The organism is Shewanella sp. SM21, assembly GCF_025654335.1.
Classification (GTDB): Bacteria; Pseudomonadota; Gammaproteobacteria; order Enterobacterales; family Shewanellaceae; genus Shewanella; species Shewanella oncorhynchi.
On the sequence record NZ_JAKKRL010000019.1, the window covers coordinates 1 to 21,104 of the forward strand.

Here is a 21,104-nt window from a genome sequence, read left to right on the forward strand (position 1 = left end):
GATCCCTTCTACGGCCCACTCTATCGGTAATAATGTTACGGATTGTAATCCCGGTTCTTCTGGTGGAGGACCATAAGCCACTTCTCCTAAACCTTCCTTGCAACTCAGTCCCAACGGATCTATCCAGTTGATATGATTGGGCGCATATCGGTAATGGTTTATGCCCCCTAGCAACCCTATTGGGTCTTGACTGATAAAACGGCCTGTTTCGGGGTCGTAGTAGCGGAAGTGGTTGTAGTGTAAGCCGCTTTCGCTGTCAAAGTACTGCCCTTGAAAACGCAATGGGTTATTTATGTCGTTAATAGTAACAGTGGCCTTACCAAACACACTGTAGTGGGCTTGCCAAACGAGTTGATTAGTAGCGTTAATCAGTCCTATGGGGGTACCCAGTTGGTCTAATTGATAATGATATACTTGTCCGTCTTTCACCATCGCCAGCGGTTTATGGCTATTAGGTTCGTAGAGGTACCAAGTAAAGTGATCAAGATAGTGTTCACCGATCAGAACATCACCGTCCCATAAATAGTCAATCCGTCCTTGGGCGGTGATTTTGGCACTACGACGCCCTAGCGCATCGTATTCGTATTGAAAACATGCGCTACTACTCTCTAGCCAACTCAGTTGATTTAAACCATTAAATTCGCGTTTCTGAGCCATGCGGTTGGCCGATACAGGGGTTGACGCCGCATTAACTGAAGCCTTGGCCGCGCTCACGCTAACTTGATTACCGCTGTCGTCATAACGGAACTGTCGCCCATCGTATTGCAGCAGTCTGTCGCCTTGAACAGCAATACTCTCCCCCTGCGGATTTCCGAAGCTATCCCATTGATGCTGTTCATTCTGGCGGGGATCTTGTAAGTGCAGTTTACTCACTAACTGATCTAACGAGTCATACTGATATTGCCACTGACCGCAGAATGTATCGCTCACACTAATACACTGATGTTGCAAGCTATAATGATAACTACGCTCATGTAAGCGGCTATTCGAGTCCTCTTGAGCAGATGTTAACCCTTGCCACTGTTGAGCGCAGAGGCGACCAAATACATCGTATTGTTGGCTGAGTAATATACCGCTGTGATATTCGCGTTCAGTTTCACGGCTTGCGCTATCGAACTGACGCTGCAATAACGGTTGTTGATTAAACCCTACATAGGCAGCGTGGCCTTGCTCGTTGTAACGTAAGGTGATTTGGCTACCATCAGGCAACAATGTCGCGATTTTACGCCCAAAATTGTCATATTCGTGTTCAATATGCCAATTGTCTTGCCAGTGTGATTTTAACGCTTTGTTATTACCAAAATGACTACTCGCATAGCCAAAACGCAATTTACGTTGAGCATTATTTGCCCGTAATAACCGGCCTAACTTGTCGTAGTGAAAATGTTGCTCACTGACATTTCGTCCGGTAGAAGTCTCTTTGTGCGCTTTTTGCTGGATAATACGACCTAAGGTATCGCGCTCTAGAATGACGTGACCTTGCTTACCCTCTTGAATTTTATGGATCCGACCATTAACGTCATACTCAATTTGCTGTGATCGACCATCAAAACCTTGTATTTGTATCGGCCTTTCTTGGCCATCGTAATCAATTTGATAGCAGGCATCGTCACTGCGTTGAATCGCGGTAAGGTTACGTTCACTATCGTACTGGTAGGCAAAGTGACTACCATCAGCTTGCCAATAATGGCTAGCTTGGCTTAGTCCGGCATAACCGAGACGTTGCTCGTGTCCTAGAGAATTACGCTGGCAAATCAATCGTCCCGCATCATCATATTGATAATGAAGCTCAATTACGTCGTGCTCTGGTATCTGACTATTTGCCATAAATGGGTATTGGCGTTGACAAATCACTTGGCCAGCACTATTACGTTGCCATTCAGTGACAAGACCGGCAGCATCGACAATGCCATTCATTAACCCCAATTCATCGTAACTATAGCGAGTTAGCCCTTGTGGCGATTGCTGAGCGAGTAGTTGCCCTTCCTTGTCCCACGCCAATTTAGTTTGCTGACCACAGGCATCCGTAATGCTCACTAGCTGTGATAAGTGATTGTATTCATAACGTACTGATGCGCCATTAGGGCCGGTCTCTGCTCGGAGCAATCCCGCCGATGAAAACTCACGGCGCCACTCCTGACCTTCTGCATCAATCACACCGCTACGCTGCCCTAGAGCATTATATTGAAACTGGGTAATGCCCTCGTCGGCGGCAATCACTCGGCTTAACTGGCCGCGTCGGTTATATTCAAATGTGGTCACAGCCCCAGAGGGTTGAATTTCAGCGGTTTTCTTACCCTGTGCATTCCATTGGTATTGCCAAGTTGCGCCATCTGGAGCGATCTTTTTGATTAATCGATTTTGTGCATCATGGTAATAATGCCAAACTTGACCTCGGCTATCTGTGCTTACGGCCAGCCGCTCTGCTTCATGGTACTCAAAGTGATAATCGTAACAACCATCATCGCCCCAGTTACGGCGACAACGGGCTAACGGTCCTGTACCATACCAAGTGAAATAATGCTTAAAGCCGCTCGCGCGTTCACGCTCAACGAGCAAGTGCCCATCATACTGATATTGCTCAGTTTGCTGCGTTCTATTTGTTGCAGTTCTGAGATCGTTTGTCTCATCATATTCATAAATAGCCAGTAAGATCCCTAAGCGTTGTAAGCCTTGATCTGTGTGCCTAACGGCTTCGATACGGCTAATATTCCCATTGGCGTGGTAGGTTAATTCAATACCCCGCTTAGCAGTATAGTCGATACGGCTGAGCCTCTGGTATCTGTCATAGAAAAGTTGCAGAGTATGCCCCAGCTGATTAATCACTTGATGTAATACCCAGCATTGCGGCTTTTCATTGCACGGAACAAATACCCAATGAGTATCATCAGACTTGACTAGCACTAAGCTGCCATTTGATTCGTGTCGTAGAGCGAGTCCTTCAGCAAGCTGATAGGTAATTTCCCCACGAGGAACAAAGGCAAATGGTAAGCGTCGACCTTCTTCGTCGACAAACCAAAATTGAGAATTGGCCTCGTCATCAATAATAAGATCAATATGCTGATGAAAATTACTCCGCCAACCAAAACCTAAGCCTTCATTCTGTGTACTTTGGCTTGAACGATAGGTGCGAGTCCAGATTAATGGCATAGCACCTTCTAAGCTAAAATCAGTTAACGCAAGAATTTCCTCACCACTACACATAGCCACTGGATCGCCGCAGGTGACTTTATCTTTATTGGGGGGTTCCGTTTGACCTGCTGCATTTTGGCCCTGTTGATCATTTTGGCCATGCTCGGACGGACTTTGCGTCGGCTCCGCTCGCCCTCCAGGATTGGACGCTTTCGCTGTAGAAGCAGAACTAGACGAAGCCGGTGCCGAGGGAACCTCTACTGGCTTCGCCGGTAAAATTGCGGCAAATAGCTGTTGTTCAACTAACGCTTTTGCAAGCGTTTGTCTTAGCGCCCCTGCACGAGCTTGGCTCCACGTTGTCGTAAAAGATGCTGACTGATTAAACCACGCATATACAGACACAATCGTATCGCCAGGTAAGTCCGATACAGAAAACATCGATTGCAAAAAGGCAATAGCACTCTGCTCATCACTAAAGGCCAGAGAGGTTCGCGTCGGCTTTGTCGTGCTGAATAGAATTAAGTCGCCTGAGCGCGCTTTTAAAGATAACGACTTGGCTTGCATGCTAGTTTAACTTCCTTGCTGTGATAACGAACCATTCCAGGTCCGCCAACTAAATAATCCTGCTGCTCGAAATGCCTTGGCAGAAATCTCACACTGTAAGATATTCCCCGATAACAAGCCGTTTTTAAATCCTTCAAATATATGTACAAAGCGATACAAACCACCTGCAGCACCGATTTCCCCTGTATGATAGGCGGGGAATAACAGCTGCGTATGTTGACCTATTTTGGCCGACAGTAACGGATATGCATCTAACCACTGCTGTGTGAGCGTTTCATCACCATTATCAGGAAAGTAAATCGCCTGAAGTGAATCACTAGACTCCGCACTGACCTGAGTAAATAAAGACGTTAACGCCTGTTTCTGTGTACCTTCTACATCAGCATCCATAGCCGAAAAATTAACGACTACACCCACCTCTGACTTACCTAAACATAATCCCACGATCCCTTCGGATGGGCATAAACCCATGTGTTGTGCAGTGAGTAAGCGCTGCTGCTGCGCTAGCTGCAACAAAAGCTGTTTTTCTGCCAAACTATCCATGGCAATAATCCAAACCTGCTCTACTGCATCTACCGATAACAAACGGGATGCTTCAGCTAATGCCGTTAGATTGCCACTACTCCCATAAGGGAAAATACGGCTTAAGCTATGCGTCAATAAATGAGGATACACCACAGCTATCTGAGCAAATAACGCGTGTAACAAATGATCTTGACCATTAAAAAACTCTGGTAAAACGAGTAGTACACATTCATCCTCTGGACACTGCAATTGCTCGGAAAACAAACAGTCAAATAACGCCATAAACTGTTCAATCGATAACTGACCTGAAGTATTGAATGTTAAAGACGATATGAAGTTAACTAAAATCTCTTGATTCTCACCAAGAGACAACGTTTGTGGCTCAGGAGAGATCATATCTAGCATCATCCCATCGATACTATTTTTAGCTCTACCAATAACAAGTCCAGATTGCAAAATGGTTATTGGAGATGCCATATCCCCCCCAATAAGCGACAAGGTCTGGCTAAGGGAGTCTGCGGGAAGTGTACTTTAGCGCGATAGGCTGCAGCCTGACGCTGTCCTTGACACTCTAACTGCCAAAACGTTTTTAACTCGATAGTGTCGATAACTTGCAGTTTAGTTAAGGATGGATACTTATTCACCACTAACTCAAGGCTCGTTTCATCAATGAGATCTAATTGCGAAAGTAATACCTCTGCCTCAACAGTACCGACTAAGGTATAAAGCACATCCATTGCGACATTTTCTGTCTCTTGCTCTTTTGTTAAGGCTAAAACCATAGGAATAAACTTGGATAGGCCGCTAAAACCGATAGCCTTAAAACTGGCAGATTTATCATTTGCTTCTGAGCAAATAAGGTTTAACAAACGGATCTTTAATGGCTCTGGCGCGCCACAAATCAATACAAAAAGATAATCCCAGTGGCTTATTTCATTCTCTATTGCACAAGAAAGTAATTCGAGTTCATCTGTGCGGTCACCTAGCATATACAATGCAAGCTTTATCTCTACTCTCAATCTTGGATCAGCATTCCGGATTGCGGAGTTCAATGCCGCTTTTTTGGAAATACATCCCATACTCGCGAGATACCATAACATTGCAGACGAAATATCTTGCTCAAGCAATTTGTCAGTATTGGGGATGGGGATATGCAGATAGCTTGCAAGAAGCCAATTAGCATTGTCTTTCTGAGCTGACATGGCAATACCTGCATAATCCATATTATGCAACGCCATTTTTAGCTCAGTCAGCCATAGAGCATGGGGAGGATTAACCTCAAATGCTGAATCAAATGGAATTTGTGAACAATCTAAAACCCAATCAAGCCACCGATGCTCTGTAACGTGAACCTTGCGTCTAAGCAATTCGTTTAATCCACGCATCAATTTTTGATCATGCATCATAAGTAGCTGTCGATTGGTATAACGGCTCTGAACTAGGACATGTCTTTGTTCAAGTAGAGATGCGGTGATCTCGATCAATGACTTATCGGTTAGCATGATTAACCACCAATAAGCACCGTTGGAACACCGACAACAATTTTACCACCATGGGCAGTATCATCACCCAGACGGGCGGCATTTTTGCCATTAATAAAAACGGTAGATGAACCGCCACTAATCGTGTCAGGTGGACCGATACAAACAAGTTTGTCACCCTTGCGAGCGGCTGGAATACCACAGATAGAAACATTTGGCGAGCCTTGAACAACAGGACCACCAACATGGGGAACCTGTCCCGTAAACTTAGGGCAAATATGCATTGAGCCAATCACAGAGGCAGGTTTACCCATTTTATCTTTCTTCCTTGAATATCAATCAAATAATTAACTAGTTGATACTAACTTTACTGCCTTTAATCGTAATATTGGTGCCTTTAATGCTAATAGAACCATCACTTTTCATTGAAATTGAAGCCGAACCCGTTTTGATAGTAATAGCGTCACCAGCATCGATAACAAGTTTCTTACCCACTTTTAAAGTATCGCTACCATCAATCGTGCTTTTACGGTCCTTATTGACAGTATGCGTATCATTACCTTTAATGACCGATTTTCGATCATTATCAACACTGTCTGACTGATCATTCTCTACATGCAATGTAAAGTTTTTCTCTGCATGCAGATAGACCAGTTCATTTCCTTTTTTATCATCAAAAGTCAATTCATTGAAATTAACCGCACTCCCCTTTTCACTTGAGCGTGTACGGATACCACTTTGAGTTTTTCCGTCTGGCAAGTTATATGGCGGCATGTGATCCGAGTTATAAACTGAACCGATAATAATCGGTTGATCAGGATCACCATTTAAAAATTCAACAAGTACTTCTTGATCTCGGCGGGGCAGAAAATTACTACCCCAATTCTTACCTGCCCAACTTTGACTTACCCTAATTGGACAAGAACTTTCATGATCTTTGATTGCACTTCGATCCCAGTGAAATTTAACGGTGACGCGCCCTAAGGCATCTACCGAAATTTCCTCACCACCTTTGCAAGTAACAGTTGCGGTTTGAACACCCGAGATCATCGGCTTGGCAGTGATAGGACGAGGACGATATGGAACACTTTTAGGTACACACATAAAAGTATTTGTGATTTGTTGACGTGAGTTTTGACTCGCACCAATCTGATTGACAATCGCACAAGTTAAGACTAACTGAGTTATCGCATACTGCTTACCGACTTCAGACTTATCCTCATGCTCACTAAAAGCAAAAGTTTGACCGGCAGTAAAAGTTCGACAATTACTTGAGCCTTTGCGCAATTGAATGTCACGTTGTAAGGCTTCTAATCTCGATGCAGCGACGGCCTTACCTCTTGGATGAGTGTCAGATTCAGCGTCATATGCAAACACTTCATAATCGGTATGCTTAGGTAAAAGCCCACCTTTATCATGTGTTCCCGTGGGTAATTCCTTTGGTTTTAATAAATTATATCCACGTTGAACAAATTTACCTGGTGCCATATTAATTGCAGAATGCCATTGATTAATATGAGCTTCAGCAATACTACCTGTATTAAATTTCACTTTATTTTCAACACAAGGCTCATAAGCTGTTGCTTTATCAGCCAAAACCAAAGTATGTTGCGAAGCTGTGTGCGTAAAATAATAAAAAATACCTTCTTGCTCAAGCAAGCGGTTTATAAAAAATAAATCAGACTCTTCATATTGGACTTTAAATTCATAATCTGGATAAGATGAAGAAATCTTAGAGGCTATATCAACCTTAACACCGTGCTCTGCAGCGACTTCATTTACAATTTTAAGAACATTTTTCTTTTTAAAAATACGACTATTTACCCGATGTTGCATAAACCATGCAGCAGGCACAATAGTTAAAACGTAATCTTTATGTACTTTATCATCTGCTTCTTTCGCGACTCTTAACCCTAACGATGTGACGTCAGAAACCATACCGTGAATAAAACGATTCTTACCTCCACCTAATTTCAACGTTATGGTCACATCTTTACCAATTAACGCCTGTGAATCAATATCCTCACCATTAGTATAAACTTGCGCCTTTACATTAAAAAGTTCCGATATTGCCTCTTCAAACACAAAACGAGTCAAATAAAGTTTATCTTTCCCTAACGGAGTATCAATTTTGATACTGTTCTCATCCTGAGTCGCCAACTGCATATCGAAGCCTTAATGGTAGAAACGAAATAATCAAAAAACTGATGCGGAAAACCGCATCAGTTTGACCATTAGTCTTATAACTTTTGGCCTTTAACGCCACTGTAACCATAAACTTGTGGTGCAGATACGTTGTTTTTGTCATCTGTAGGTACAACTGTCATCATTAGCTCTGTATAACTAATAACAATTGTTTCAACTGGACGATCACCAGAAACTGACATGTGGTAGCTACTTACCATGGCGTCAGTTAGTTCAATTTTCATGATTTCTTCAATTTTATCACCTTGTTTAGTGATATGAAAAATTGCTTTCTTACCTTTACCAATAGTCGCTTCCTTGAAAAAATCAGGAGAAGATTTATCTTGCAACTTGGTAATGACAACATCGCTCAAACGAGTTGAACTAGCTTCACGATCCATAGCAGTACCAGTATGAGAAGAGATTTCACGTTGTGAACCCCAATCCATAGATAGAACAGTAATCATGTCTTTAAAAGCTTCTGCAGTTGCTTCGCCTTTAATCCCTTCGTAGTCCAAATATGTGTTAGCTTGCATTCTATATTCCTTTTACTAATTAACGGCTGTCCTTAATTGGACGTTCATATGCTCAGGTATTAATGACCCTGGTACACAAAAATACAAAGAATAAAGGAAAGCAAAATACATTAAGCATTCCTTGATTATTAGATATATTTTTGTCGGTAGACATTATACTACCAAAAGCGTTTCTCTCAATACTTGATAACGCGATTAAACATGGGTCACATCAGCAACATATCAAGCAAATCAGAGGCTTGCTGAGATCAACCAAAAAATTGGTCATCAAACTTCTCAATTTAATACTTTTGGACTAATACGATATTTTTATAAAATATCATATTTGAATTCATTGCCATCAACCATTAGTCTGATATTTGATAGAGCTTTACTCTCTGCAACAAATTGTAAAATCTTGACTGACATCTCTGGCAATATTCTATTCTGAATAACGTTATGTATGGTTCTTGCACCACTATCAGCATCTTGACACTGCGAGACAATATAATTGACAACATCTTCATCATAATTGAATTCGACTTTATAATTATTCAACAACCTTCGAGTAACACGCTTGAGTTGCAAACAAATAATCTGTTTAAGTTGTTCATCTGCCAATGGCAAATAGGGAATAACATTTATCCGACCTAAAAATGCAGGTTTAAAGACTTGTAGAAGATCAGGTTTAAGTGCTTTAGCAAGTCCACTTGGCGAGGGAGATGTTGATTCATCCTCAAATAAACGCATAGTCGTATCAGTACCAACATTTGAAGTTATAATAATTATTGTATTCTTAAAATCAATATCTCTACCTTCTCCGTCCTTTATTGTTCCTTTATCAAAAACCTGATAAAAAATATCTTGAACACCGGGATGAGCCTTTTCCATTTCATCGAGTAGAATTACGCTATAAGGTTTGCGGCGCACAGCTTCGGTTAACACACCACCTTCACCGTATCCTACATAGCCTGGCGGAGAACCGAGTAATAAGGATACTTTATGTTCCTCCTTAAACTCCGACATATTGATAATAGTGATACTATCTTCACTACCATATACTTGCTCTGCAACAGCAAGAGCGGTTTCAGTTTTACCTACACCACTTGGACCTGTGAGCAAAAAGATACCATTCGGTTTATTTTCGTCAGCAAGTTGTGCGCGTGATGTTTGTACCGTACGGGCAATTAACTCTAAGGCGTGCTCTTGACCAACAACCCTCTCTTCTAGAATTGACTTTAATGCCAGAATTGTTTTTATTTCATCAGCTTGCATTTTCCCTAAAGGAATACCAGTCCAATCTGAGACAACCTCTGCAACTAAGTTTTCTGTAACCTGCCAATGAACCATTGGATTTGGAATGGCTGACAATAATGCCTTTATTTCATTCAATCGATGAAGTGATGCACTATTATCTTCCCCATTCTCCGTATGCAGTAATATCGCGAGTTCTTTTGCTTCTGAAACTAAACTTTTTTCATATGTCCACTGCTGCTGAACTTGTTCAAGCTTATTATTTGCATCGAGAATTTGATTAGTAAGCAAATCAATAGCAACTAAGTGGTCCGCACCTAATCTTAGTTCGCGTTGTAATAGTGCTATTTCGGCTTCAAGCTGCTGTACACGGCGCTGCTGATCTTCAAGCTGACCAGGAATAGCATCTTGACTCATTGACACTCGCGAACATGCGGTATCAAGTAAGCCAACAGCCTTATCCGGTAACTGTCGACCATTAATATAACGGTCGGATAAATGTACCGCTGCTTGCAGGGCTTTATCCGCAATATTGACACCATGATGCGTTTCCATAACAGGCAAGATTCCTCGCAACATAACAATTGCGAGTTCAGGCTTTGGCTCTTCTACTTTTACAACTTGGAAACGACGGGTTAGCGCAGCATCTTTTTCAAAATATTTTTTATATTCAGCCCAAGTTGTCGCGGCAATAGTCCGCAATTCACCACGAGCTAATGCAGGTTTTAATAAATTAGCCGCGTCATTCTGCCCAGCTTGACCACCGCTACCTATCATTGTATGCGCTTCATCGATAAACAATATTATAGGTTGAGCACTCTGGCGAACTTCCTTGATCACATTTTTCAAGCGGTTTTCAAACTCCCCTTTCATGCCTGCACCCGCCTGTAATAGCGCAAGATCAAGGACACGCAGAGAAACATTCTTTAGACGATCAGGAACATCGCCTGCTGCTATTTTAAGAGCTAAGCCCTCGACAACAGCGGTTTTCCCAACACCAGCCTCCCCCGTTAAAATGGGATTATTTTGACGACGACGGGATAAAATATCGATCATCTGTCGAATCTCGAAATCACGTCCAATTATGGGATCAATTTTTCCAACCCTAGCTTGTTTTGTTAAATCAACAGTAAACTGATCTAATGACGGGGTTTTACCTGCTGTAGTCGGTGCATCAGAAGTATTATTTGAACTTATATTTGCAGCTTGTTGTTCATGTGAATGCTGAGCCAGACTTGGCCAGACTCTTAGTATTTCAGCAGCATCAATTTTGTCGAGCTCAGTAACACGCCTACTAATTGGGGCGAGTAAAGTTTCATCCTTCAACAATGAATAGAGTAAATATGCCGTCCGAATACGCTCATCATTAAAATCAATACTTGTATTCAACCATGTTGCTTTTAACAAGTTAACAACTTGTACGGAAATAGCAGGTAAAGAATTGTTACCTGTCTTAAAGTTTTCTAATGCTTGTTGTAATTGATACTTCACCCTATCAACATCAATAGAGAATGCATTCAACAGAAGCCTAATATCTGAATCCTTCTGTTCTAAAATTGCATCCAGCCAGTGCTCAATTTCAACGCTATAGTGACTACGAGACTGACATTTAGCCGTTGCAGCCTCAAGTGCCATTTTTGATGATGGACTAAGCTTTTCAACAAGGCTCTTTAATGGGGTATTTGACATAATAGCTTCCTTTGCTTATTTAACTACGCGCTAATTTAAAACCAACTCTGTTAACTTCTTCCAACTTATGATTTCGAATACTTAATCTTCCAACCTGTCCCAACTGATTACTTCCCGCACCCAACCGAACAGTAGGGAAATCAATATAGCGGCCGACTAAAGTTACCCTAGCTTTAACTTGAGGCGCTAAATATTCCTTAACTAGTTTTTGCACTAATAAATTAAGAGATTGACTGGGTAGTAATTTTCTTAAAACTTCAGACGTAGCCTTAATATTAATGTCAATAATGGAGCTGACATCCCATACTTTCTGCCCTAACATCATGCTCTTCCCTAGCTCAGCATTGACACCTTCAGGTTTTACTCCAGATGCTAGATAGCTACATTCTGATGCATTTAACGAAATCCAATGCCCCTGCAATGATTTTATTTCAATCTCTGCGCCAAGAAAATCTGTCAGTATTTGCTTTAAAAATTGGGCACCTCTACTTTTAGCAACAAATGCACCTGCATAATAAGAGTTTAAATTTGAAGCAGAACCTACGAGTTTCAACACTACCTGACTAAATGGGTCTTGTGAAAACTGTTGACTGCCATAGTGACAAGCAAACTGATGTTTTTCCCAAGCTCTATAATACAGTGATATAAGTCTATGATTAAAAATATCGAAAAAATCTCGCATTGTACGATCTTTTAATTTCAACCTTTGTAACATTAATTCTGAATAATGTTGGGGCATAACACCTGAAGGGCCAGTCAACCCCATAAAGCTTACATGAATATTAAATGCTTGCTTATCTGCGGAATCATAGTCTTTGCTTTCCACTTTACTGATTGCTTGCCCTGGAAAACCTAAATGCTGAACAGATTTAAATCTAATTAACTCCTGTTCAGGAAAAGCATCTCGCCCGACACTATGCCAATGGAGTTCTTGAGATGATAACTGCTTTTGCAAGAAGTATACTGCTTGATAAAAGTCAAAACTCTCGGGAGAGTCTTTCCAATCCCTAATACTCATAGCAACACCTGAGTACCGACTCTAGCCGGCCATGTATGATAAACCTGAGCCTGATCACGCAATTTAATTGAGAGTCGAGTGTAAGAATTTATTGCAGCAAACTGCGAAAAGAAAATATCTAAAATACCTGCAAAAAAATACACTCCCGTTCCTGCATAGGATGATTGGCTAAACTCAATAAGAATATCTGAGCCTGCACAAACAGCGACTCTTCCTTGCTGGTTAACTCTTGCCGTTCCATTGCTAATGGTTACTGCGGTTATTCCATCGATCAACGCTCTGGACTCTGGCGCTCCCCGAAAATCATATAACTTTAATGTTTCTTGTAACTGAGACAATGCATTTTCGCCACTGAAACTCATGAGTGTAAGGTGATTTACAAGCTGCCAGCGGGTGTTCTCTTTCAATGCGGGCCTAACTGGCGAGGTCGGAGCAATTAAACAACGGACATCTTTAATAATGTCTACATGACTACGAATACTAAAATGAGGCTCTCCACCTCCAAAAGGTAAATAGGAGGGCAAATTTCGATTGCTGCATAGTGCATTAACTTGAATGACCCAGTCTTGTTCTGCACCATCAATAGCCATACCTTTAAACTGACAGTCAATGATTGACAGATAAACTTCAGTTCCAGCCTCTGAATAACCACCGGCCCAATTCACAAATTCACGTCGACTATGCCAAAACATATTCTGCTGTTGGGAGAATGCGGGATGCCCTTGACTATAGTAAGGATTCAGGACCATCTCATTCCCAAAAGGATCATAAGCCCTAATATCTTGTATTGATATAATTTCACACACATCAGCATCTAAATAGCTTGCTGCAAGACGATATTCATATTGTGAAGACACTAACTTGATAGGCTCTAGCTTCTGCTGAAATAAGTTAATTACAGGAGTGCAGCCAAGCAAAAAACTATCGGCATTTATATGACGCTCTAATTCAGTAGCGCCTTCAGAAAGATAAAAATATAGATTAAATTCATCTTTAATCCCATGCCAATTTGGGTCTAAATCAATTAGATCTATAAATAGAAACTTCTCAGGACACAAAAACTGTTCAATAAGCAATCGATAGCCTGAAAAACTTTTTTGGCTATATGGCACTACACTCTCATTGTCACCAAATCCTACTTGTTGTATATGCCGAGGTTGTAAATAACGAATACTTGCTTCATCAGAAGCAGATACCCCAATACTGATAACTTGACGATATAAAAGCTCATAGAGCGGATACACATGATGACGTTGTCCATTCAAATAAAATCGTAAACGCGTCACACCAAGCTCATGCATTTCCGTCGTATCAAATTCACATGTAAGTGTAAGTTTAACAAGCGCCTTAATAGGCTGTTTTAAGTTCGGTGTTGGAGCATTAAACGGAGCGTTTTTAAACTCTGCTTTTGTTACCTCTAAGGGAAGCACTTCCGTATCATAGCAAGATTGAAATAAACAGTTTTTAAGCCCTTCAGTTTTAGTTTCAAACTCTGTTCCCCGAGCAACTAGAACTCCAGAAGTAGAAAGATTCTGGCTCGTCAATTTAAGAATCGAGCAGGCCGGAATGGGTGCTTGATAATCTGGATATAGCTGACCCAATAATGCATCCGTTACTTCAGGAAAACTATCATCTAGTTTCTGCCTAATTTGAGCAGTGAGTAACGAAAAACCTTCGATCAATCGTGAGACATGCGGATCTTCTACATTCTCTTCCGATATACGTAAACGTCCTGCAATTTTGGGATATTGTTCAGCAAACTCTGCGCCCATGCGACGAATGAAAGTAAGCTCACGATTATAATATTTCAGGAGTTCATCATTCATTATTGATAATCCTTTATCGTTAATCCCAAGTGAACGGGCTCTATCTCTGAATCAAACATAATATGTTCAGGTTCAGGATCTGCATATAGTAACGCTTGGATTCTTAGCTTTAGCACACGGTCTATAACCTCTTCATTTTCGAGTAATGACACTTCTACATCAATAAACCGCGGCTCAAAACGCCTTATCGTTTGCTCAACAGCTCGGCATAGCTTTTCACGCCCATGATCGGTATCAACAACCATCACTGAAAAATCAGGTAAACCATAATTCAATAAGCTTTGATTTAATTCTTGATAGCAATCAGGCCAAACATGCCACTGAACTCGGCTGTTGAGAAGATTTTCAAGATCACGCTTAACATTTGACCGCAAAGCGCGTAAATCAAAGTTACGCCGTGAACGAAGATCATCACTTTGTCCGGGAGCGTCATCAATCAACCGATCAATAAGTGACATTTGTAAAGATTGCTTATTATTAATTTTCAATTAATTAATCTCAAGATATCGCATTAAAAGAGGCTGATTAAGCTGAGCAAGATGCCATCTTTTCAAAACTACTTATCGCTGTAATTGGGAGTACTTCATCACCAACCAACCACATTTTAAGACCTGTCCCTGTGGCAACAAACTCCCCTTTTTGCAACCAATCAGTATCTTTACCTAAGCGAGAAGATTCATCCTCACTTGAAACATACGTTAATGGAAGAAATGCTTCGCCGCTGGGTCCATTTTCAATTGAAATATCAATACGTCGCCAAACACTATCGATAATTGATTCAGCTTTATGTACAGTAAAATGTTCAATTTCAGAAAACTTCGCTAAGTAAAATTTTCCATCAGTACCATATATTTCAACGTAACCCGCTAAAACATCATCTAGATCTCTAATATCATCAATAGAGTTGTTATTGACACTTGCTAATACTTTCTCTCGATCATTTTCGATTTCGAAAACTAACGATGTTGCAGCTTCTATGTTGTTCTCAAGCATTGCTAAGTTGACACGTATTGTCTTCTCAAAAATATCATCTGATTCCTGAAAGAGATTCGCAGTCATTCCGCCACGATAAAAATCTAATCGTGCTTGATCTGCGCGGATCAGTTGCCTTAAATTTACTGCACCCAATAGAAAGTCAGGATGTTGCCGAATAATCATGTCTAATTGATTATCTGCTGACTCTAAATCTCCATTGATACATAGTAACTCTACATAAATAGCGCGTAACTGAGCATTGATGGGATCCTCTCTTAACGCCTCTTTACAGTATTCGCAAGCCAAATTTAGCTTTCCTTGCTTAATTAAATCATTTAACTTTTTCATGTTATTCCTTTTACATTTAGATTGAATTTTGCTTTGGTGACAACTCAGCAACTAATCTTACAGTCGTTACCATTTGGTCCAACTGAAAATGTGGTTGCAAATGAATTATTGAATAAAACTGTCCTGGCTTACCACGTTTTTCCTTAACCTCTATCCTTGCTGCTCGCAATGGAAATCGTGCTCTAATTTCGTCGGATGCATCTTCAGTCGCAGTTGTGTATTTATGTAACCACTTTTGCATATCCTGCTCACATTCTTGTGCTGAATGATATCCACCGACCTTATCTCGCCCCATAACTTTTATATAATGGGCAAATCTCGCGACACATAAAATATACTGCAGCATTGCTGACAATCTATGATTAACATTAACGACCAATTTATTTGTTATTTTAGCCTTCTGAACAGAGGCATTATTATAAAATGCAAAAAAATCACTGTATGGAACGGCTGACAATGGAATAAATCCATTATCGGATAATTCAGCTTCAAACCGATGGCTTACAAGTAAACTTACAGACGGCTTATTAGATTTTTGATATATATCAGTTTCATACTGACATGCAGGCAACCCACTTACAAGACCAAAACTATGACTACCCGACTTAACTCCGCGTATTTGACCAAACCAACCAGATTCACAATATGCTCGTAATAATACTGTAGCAAAAGCAAAAGCCGCATTTCCCCAAAGATAATCTTTTTCTGGCCTAGATAAATTTTCTTTAAAAACAAAGCATTCTATTCTTGAACCGTCATCTTTATATGGGCTTCTCATTAGAACTTCAGGTAGCACAATACCAAGAAAGCGAGAATCGTCCATTTCTCTTAAAGCATGCCATTTTATATATTCAATTTGTTTAAATTGATTGCCAATATCTGTTACTTGTCCTAATTGGGAGAAATCATCAACGCCAAATAAAGATGGATGAGCTGAACAAATAAATGGAGAAAAAGCCGCTGCAGCCGTTCGAGTAACATCTTTTAAAATATCAAGATCATTTACAGCATGCCCTGGGCGGATAATATGACTAACCTTATAATCCCCAACAATAACACCAAACGGTTCGCCACCTGGCATATCGAATTCATTGCTATATATCAGCTTAAAAAATTCACTTTGGTCAAAATCAATTGCTTTTGTAACATCCTTTGATAGCTCAGTCCAAGATAAAGAAATCAATTTTATCTTGGTCTTTTGTTCCCTATCATAGATGCCAGCTTGCTCGGTGAGATATAAAACCCCTCTCCAACTCGCTTCTAATTCTTGCAATATTGAATGATGCAATATCTCATTAAGCTGAGCGTTGATTAGCTCATCAATTGCAGAAATAGACCGGCATAGAGATGGAACTATATGTTCAATCTCTATGTTAGTCATATTTTCCACGTTCTCTAACCAATATACTATTGCTAGTGCAGGATTGTTTTCTCGTAAAAAACGCGCAAGTACACCTCTGCGCGTAATATCAGAGTATGTGGCACGATTTTCAATCGGATCATTTGACTCAGATAGAAAAATATCTTCTGAGACAAAGTTAACCTCATTGAACATATAATCTCCCACATAAAAACAAAAAATAGGACTTAACTAAAGCTAAGTCCATATCAAACTCACAAGTGAGTGTTAGCCACCGATTTGTGGGATCTTTGCAACTAATCGTAAAGACGTTGACAATTCTTCAAGTTGAAGCCAAGGCTTTAACCATGCAACCGCATTATATGATCCTGGACGACCAGGAATTTCTTTAACTTGTACTTTCGCATCAGCTAAAGGATAACGCGCTCTCACTTCCTGTCCGCCACCTTCTGAAGCATTCACATAGCTTAAGATCCAGCGATTTAACCAGACTTCAACATCTTCAGCTTCCATGAAGCTACCGATTTTATCTCGAGCTAAAACTTTCAAGTAGTGAGCGAAACGTGATGTCGCCATTAAGTATGGTAAGCGAGCTGAAATAGCCGCATTGGCCGTAGCTTCAGGGCTATCATACTTATGGGGTTTCTGAGCTGTTTGTGCACCAAAAAATACTGCGTAATCCGTATTTTTATAATGGCATAGCGGTAAAAACCCTAGTTTACCTAATTCAGCTTCTCGTCTATCCGTGATCCCTATTTCAGTAGGACACTTCAGATCTGGATCACCGTCATCACTCATAAAGATATGACTTGGTAAACCTTCTACTTTTCCACCACCTTCGGCGCCACGAATAGCAGTACAGAAACTATATTGAGAAAATGCGTTAGTTAAACGGCTACCCAGTACATAAGCAGCATTCATCCAGCAATAATCAGCATGATCAGCAGTTATAGCGACCTTTTTAATAGGGTCTAACTCAAACTCTTCAAAACCAAATTCTTCTACTGGACATGTCGCATTACCATATGGCAAACGACCTAATACTCGAGGCATAGTTAGTGTGACAAATCGAGAATCTTCACTCTCACGGAAAGAACGCCATTTCGTATATTCAAGAGACTCGAATATCTTCTCTAAATCACGGGGTTTAGATAATTCTGTCCACTCGTCAAATCCAAACATAGTTGGAGAAGCAGATGAAAGGAAAGGACAAAAACCTGCGGCGGCGACGTTAGACATATAGGTTAATGTCTCAATATCCTCAGGATGATTGGTAAATTCATAATCACCAATCAGCGCACCATAAGGCTCACCACCAGGAGTTCCAAACTCAGCTTCATATACTTTTTTGAATGTTTGACTTTGGTCAAACTCAACAGCTTTACTTAAATCTTTATAAAGCTCTTTTTTTGTCATACTCATTAAACGAATTTTTAGCGTTGAACTCGTTTCTGAATTACTGACTAAATGATTCAAACCACGCCAAGAACCTTCCAGTTTTTGAAAAGCCTCAGTATGCATGATGGCAGATAATTGGCTAGAAATTGCTTCATCCAGCCTTTCGATTGCTTCATTAAAGGTAACCGTTAAGTTTTTATTCCAAGATACGGTACCGTTAAGCGCTTCCTCCGTTAAAGTACGGATTAATTCCTCAGCACGAGTTGCTTCCGTTTGCTTGGTTGCGCCAATAGCCATCTCCAGTAAAGAGGACGTTTCCACTTGCGCATTATCGTGTTGTTCAGCTAATGCTTCCATGCTCATATTATTTATCCTCTAAACTCAGTTCCTGCGCTAACTTCTGCAGATCTTCGTTATTGTTAAGCACTCGTTCAAGAATGTTTTCAAGTTCTTCTGACCTATCAATTTTAGTCATGAGATCACGTAACTTATTACGAGTAGCCATTAACTTATCTAAAGGTGCAACTTGTCTAACAATCGCTGCAGGTTCAAAATCCTGCATCGATTTAAACTCAAGTTCTACTGCAAATTGGCTATCATCATTCGCGAGCTTATTATCAACTTTAAAATTTAATTTTGGATTCATGCGACGTAAAACGTCATCAAAATTATCCCGGTCTATTTGCACAAAACGGCGATCTTTCAATGGTTTCAAAGCCTCTGTATTATGGCCCGCAAAATCGCCCATAACACCAACAACAAACGGCAGTTCTTTTTTAACCGAAGCTCCTTCTGTTTCGACATCATAAGTTATATGAACTCTTGGCTTCCTAACTCGTGATAATTTACTGTGAATACTTTCCATTTCTTTTCTCCTATTAAACAGAATTGCCTTGGAATAACATCACCTAGGCATGATTAACATTACTTAGTTTCAGTTATGCCTGTTAGTTTAAAATACCCATTACGACTATTACTATCATCTATAAGCTCTTGCAATAACTCAGGCAAAGTTAAGCTACTCCAACGAATAACTTGCTCTAGTGAATAAGACATAGGCGAATGAGGTTCAGTTTTTCTAAAAAATTCAGCAGCCTGCTGTAAACTTCTAATAACTTGTTGCCGTGTTTGGAGCTGATTATCGACAGCACCGATTGTCTGCGTTTCGCCATCAATATTAATATCAATGCTATCATTAACTTCAGAACTAATAACTGCCAATTTATCGGCCGCAAGATATTTAACAGAATCAAGACATTTCTGTAGTGATTTGCTAATGGCTGTGGTAGGTTGCGGTTGTCCCATAACTCTATCCATATTTTTTGATAACTGTTCAAACTCATCAATAGCACTATTTAACTGTTCAACTAACTCCCCATAAAACTCTTTAGAGGATTCAGAAACAGCTCTATTAATTTGCTCGACACTTATAACACCATTATCTGTTTTTTTCCGTTGTTTATCTTCATTTTCTCTAGATAGGTCTAATGCTCGAATATATTGCCAAGTAGCATAACAACCAGAACTTGTATCTTGAGTAATCGGAATACTCATAATTGGTGTAATTAATGCACCATCACCATCATAGCCGTTAAGTCCAATTAAGGATGCAATGCGAAATTCAATATCGTCATCATCAGGACTCGGATATAAACTATCCCAAAAGTTCTCTATGATAAGGTGCGCAGTTTTAAAGCCAATCGCAAGCCCTCTGAAACCATAAACACGACACAATGCTTCGATTAACCAAGCTGCAAACTCTAGATCCTTTACCTCGTGCACAAGTGCATTTGGTATTTCATCAATAATGGGTCGCCAATCCCCAACTAAAGACTGAAAGTCATCTTCTTCTACCAGCAACTTCCGTTCATTCGCTCTAGCATTACTACGAATATCTTTTAATCGATAATACTGAGAACTCGGAGATATATCTGTGCGAGGATCGACCCCTGAAGGAGCCAACTCATTAACATTTTTTATCAGTAATGAAAAATCAATTATATCATCATAGTCCATTGTTAATTATTCCATATTAGTTTCGAAAAAGGCCAAAAGTCAGTTTTCAACGCTTAGAATACAGCGGGATCGTTTTGGCACATTCATAATCAAAATTAGAATCAAATATACTCACTAGAATGCTCGTGACATTATCCTTTGCACCTGAAACCAACGTTGAATGGAGTAGCGCTCGATTAGCTTCATATACATTGTTATTGAGTAGATAATCACCAATTTCTCTATCTGGAATTTCTTTATTCAATCCATCGGTACATAAAAGATATATATCTCCGGGACTGCAACGACCAAATATATAGTCAACCTCTATATCAGCATCAACACCGATTGCACGCGTGATGACATTCGAAAGCTCATGATTCTCCGCATCACTCTCAGAAATTAATCCCTGTAAAATCATTTCATTAACTTGACTATGGTCCCTGCTAAGCTGAATAAGATTAGCAGAACGTAACAAGTAGCATCGACTATCGCCGGCCCAAAACACGTGATATGTCTCTTTACTTATAAAAAGAACAACAACAGTTGTACCAGCAGTACTACCCTCTAATTTATCTTCACTAAAATTGCACACAGCACGATTTGCATCATACAAAGCCTGAACAATAATTTCAGAGCTAATACTTTCTTTATGTTTCAATGCAGTCTGCGTTAATACATCCATAACCAATTGACTTGCTATATCACCAGCAGCATGTCCTCCCATACCATCAGCAACAGCCCATAAGCCAAATTCCGGTAATGACAAGCAGGCATCTTCATTTATTTTGCGAACAAGTCCCTTATGTGTTTGTGCATCAGATAAAAATTGCATAATTA

16 protein-coding genes are annotated in these 21,104 nt (G+C 40.3%); all 16 read right to left on the reverse strand.

All coding sequences use genetic code 11. The features are described from left to right. Positions 1-3,696, reverse strand: a 3,696-nt coding sequence (locus tag L5L94_RS19800; protein WP_263164725.1) for an RHS repeat-associated core domain-containing protein, incomplete at its 3' end; no start/stop codon positions are given. Between the two features lie 6 nt (positions 3,697-3,702). Next, complete coding sequence (locus L5L94_RS19805) at positions 3,703-4,698, reverse strand: hypothetical protein (RefSeq protein ID WP_263164726.1); 996 nt, start codon at positions 4,696-4,698, stop codon at positions 3,703-3,705. Beyond that, positions 4,683-5,459: a hypothetical protein gene (locus L5L94_RS19810; RefSeq protein WP_263164728.1), complete on the reverse strand. Its 777-nt coding sequence runs from the start codon at positions 5,457-5,459 to the stop codon at positions 4,683-4,685. The genes L5L94_RS19805 and L5L94_RS19810 overlap by 16 nt, the downstream gene beginning before the upstream one ends. A 266-nt stretch (positions 5,460-5,725) precedes the next feature. Continuing rightward, positions 5,726-6,016 (reverse strand): PAAR domain-containing protein, encoded by a 291-nt coding sequence (locus L5L94_RS19815; RefSeq protein WP_006081784.1) that lies wholly within the window; start codon positions 6,014-6,016, stop codon positions 5,726-5,728. 37 nt (positions 6,017-6,053) lie between these two features. Further along, positions 6,054-7,868, reverse strand: a complete 1,815-nt coding sequence (locus tag L5L94_RS19820; RefSeq protein ID WP_263164730.1) for a type VI secretion system Vgr family protein — start codon at positions 7,866-7,868, stop codon at positions 6,054-6,056. 74 nt (positions 7,869-7,942) lie between these two features. After that, positions 7,943-8,422, reverse strand: a complete 480-nt coding sequence (locus L5L94_RS19825) for an Hcp family type VI secretion system effector (RefSeq protein WP_006081786.1) — start codon at positions 8,420-8,422, stop codon at positions 7,943-7,945. Between the two features lie 309 nt (positions 8,423-8,731). Beyond that, entirely contained in the window at positions 8,732-11,344 is a 2,613-nt protein-coding gene (gene tssH, locus L5L94_RS19830) for a type VI secretion system ATPase TssH (RefSeq protein WP_263164731.1), read from the reverse strand. Positions 11,345-11,363: 19 nt separating this feature from the next. Then, positions 11,364-12,362, reverse strand: a complete 999-nt coding sequence (tssG, locus tag L5L94_RS19835; RefSeq protein ID WP_263164733.1) for a type VI secretion system baseplate subunit TssG — start codon at positions 12,360-12,362, stop codon at positions 11,364-11,366. After that, positions 12,359-14,188: a type VI secretion system baseplate subunit TssF gene (gene tssF, locus L5L94_RS19840; protein ID WP_263164735.1), complete on the reverse strand. Its 1,830-nt coding sequence runs from the start codon at positions 14,186-14,188 to the stop codon at positions 12,359-12,361. Before tssF ends, tssG begins: the two co-directional genes overlap by 4 nt. Further along, positions 14,188-14,676: a type VI secretion system baseplate subunit TssE gene (gene tssE / locus L5L94_RS19845; protein ID WP_263164737.1), complete on the reverse strand. Its 489-nt coding sequence runs from the start codon at positions 14,674-14,676 to the stop codon at positions 14,188-14,190. The genes tssF and tssE overlap by 1 nt, the downstream gene beginning before the upstream one ends. A gap of 37 nt (positions 14,677-14,713) precedes the next feature. Continuing rightward, positions 14,714-15,511 (reverse strand): type VI secretion system accessory protein TagJ, encoded by a 798-nt coding sequence (locus L5L94_RS19850; RefSeq protein ID WP_263164739.1) that lies wholly within the window; start codon positions 15,509-15,511, stop codon positions 14,714-14,716. A 16-nt stretch (positions 15,512-15,527) separates the two neighbouring features. Then, on the reverse strand, positions 15,528-17,066 hold the full coding sequence (tssC, locus tag L5L94_RS19855; protein ID WP_263164741.1) for a type VI secretion system contractile sheath large subunit: 1,539 nt from the start codon (positions 17,064-17,066) through the stop codon (positions 15,528-15,530). A 72-nt stretch (positions 17,067-17,138) separates the two neighbouring features. Beyond that, a complete protein-coding gene (gene tssC, locus L5L94_RS19860; protein WP_113940345.1) occupies positions 17,139-18,632 on the reverse strand; it encodes a type VI secretion system contractile sheath large subunit in 1,494 nt (497 codons plus the stop codon). Position 18,633: 1 nt separating this feature from the next. Next, on the reverse strand, positions 18,634-19,134 hold the full coding sequence (gene tssB / locus L5L94_RS19865; protein ID WP_006081794.1) for a type VI secretion system contractile sheath small subunit: 501 nt from the start codon (positions 19,132-19,134) through the stop codon (positions 18,634-18,636). A 59-nt stretch (positions 19,135-19,193) separates the two neighbouring features. Then, positions 19,194-20,285 carry a type VI secretion system protein TssA gene (gene tssA, locus L5L94_RS19870; RefSeq protein WP_006081795.1) on the reverse strand — a complete coding sequence of 364 codons (1,092 nt, stop codon included), beginning with the start codon at positions 20,283-20,285 and terminating at the stop codon, positions 19,194-19,196. Positions 20,286-20,331: 46 nt separating this feature from the next. Then, a complete protein-coding gene (locus L5L94_RS19875; protein WP_113940343.1) occupies positions 20,332-21,099 on the reverse strand; it encodes a PP2C family protein-serine/threonine phosphatase in 768 nt (255 codons plus the stop codon). Positions 21,100-21,104 lie beyond the last annotated feature (5 nt).

Excerpts from the sequence above, each read along its gene's own strand:
- L5L94_RS19805 (WP_263164726.1), bottom strand. The coding sequence starts at position 4,698 with ATGGCATCTCCAATAACCATTTTGCAATCTGGACTTGTTATTGGTAGA.
- L5L94_RS19810 (WP_263164728.1), bottom strand. The coding sequence starts at position 5,459 with ATGGCGTTGCATAATATGGATTATGCAGGTATTGCCATGTCAGCTCAG.
- L5L94_RS19815 (WP_006081784.1), bottom strand. The coding sequence starts at position 6,016 with ATGGGTAAACCTGCCTCTGTGATTGGCTCAATGCATATTTGCCCTAAG.
- L5L94_RS19820 (WP_263164730.1), bottom strand. The coding sequence starts at position 7,868 with ATGCAGTTGGCGACTCAGGATGAGAACAGTATCAAAATTGATACTCCG.
- L5L94_RS19825 (WP_006081786.1), bottom strand. The coding sequence starts at position 8,422 with ATGCAAGCTAACACATATTTGGACTACGAAGGGATTAAAGGCGAAGCA.
- tssH (WP_263164731.1), bottom strand. The coding sequence starts at position 11,344 with ATGTCAAATACCCCATTAAAGAGCCTTGTTGAAAAGCTTAGTCCATCA.
- tssG (WP_263164733.1), bottom strand. The coding sequence starts at position 12,362 with ATGAGTATTAGGGATTGGAAAGACTCTCCCGAGAGTTTTGACTTTTAT.
- tssF (WP_263164735.1), bottom strand. The coding sequence starts at position 14,188 with ATGAATGATGAACTCCTGAAATATTATAATCGTGAGCTTACTTTCATT.
- L5L94_RS19850 (WP_263164739.1), bottom strand. The coding sequence starts at position 15,511 with ATGAAAAAGTTAAATGATTTAATTAAGCAAGGAAAGCTAAATTTGGCT.
- tssC (WP_263164741.1), bottom strand. The coding sequence starts at position 17,066 with ATGTTCAATGAGGTTAACTTTGTCTCAGAAGATATTTTTCTATCTGAG.
- tssC (WP_113940345.1), bottom strand. The coding sequence starts at position 18,632 with ATGAGCATGGAAGCATTAGCTGAACAACACGATAATGCGCAAGTGGAA.
- tssB (WP_006081794.1), bottom strand. The coding sequence starts at position 19,134 with ATGGAAAGTATTCACAGTAAATTATCACGAGTTAGGAAGCCAAGAGTT.
- tssA (WP_006081795.1), bottom strand. The coding sequence starts at position 20,285 with ATGGACTATGATGATATAATTGATTTTTCATTACTGATAAAAAATGTT.
- L5L94_RS19875 (WP_113940343.1), bottom strand. The coding sequence starts at position 21,099 with ATGCAATTTTTATCTGATGCACAAACACATAAGGGACTTGTTCGCAAA.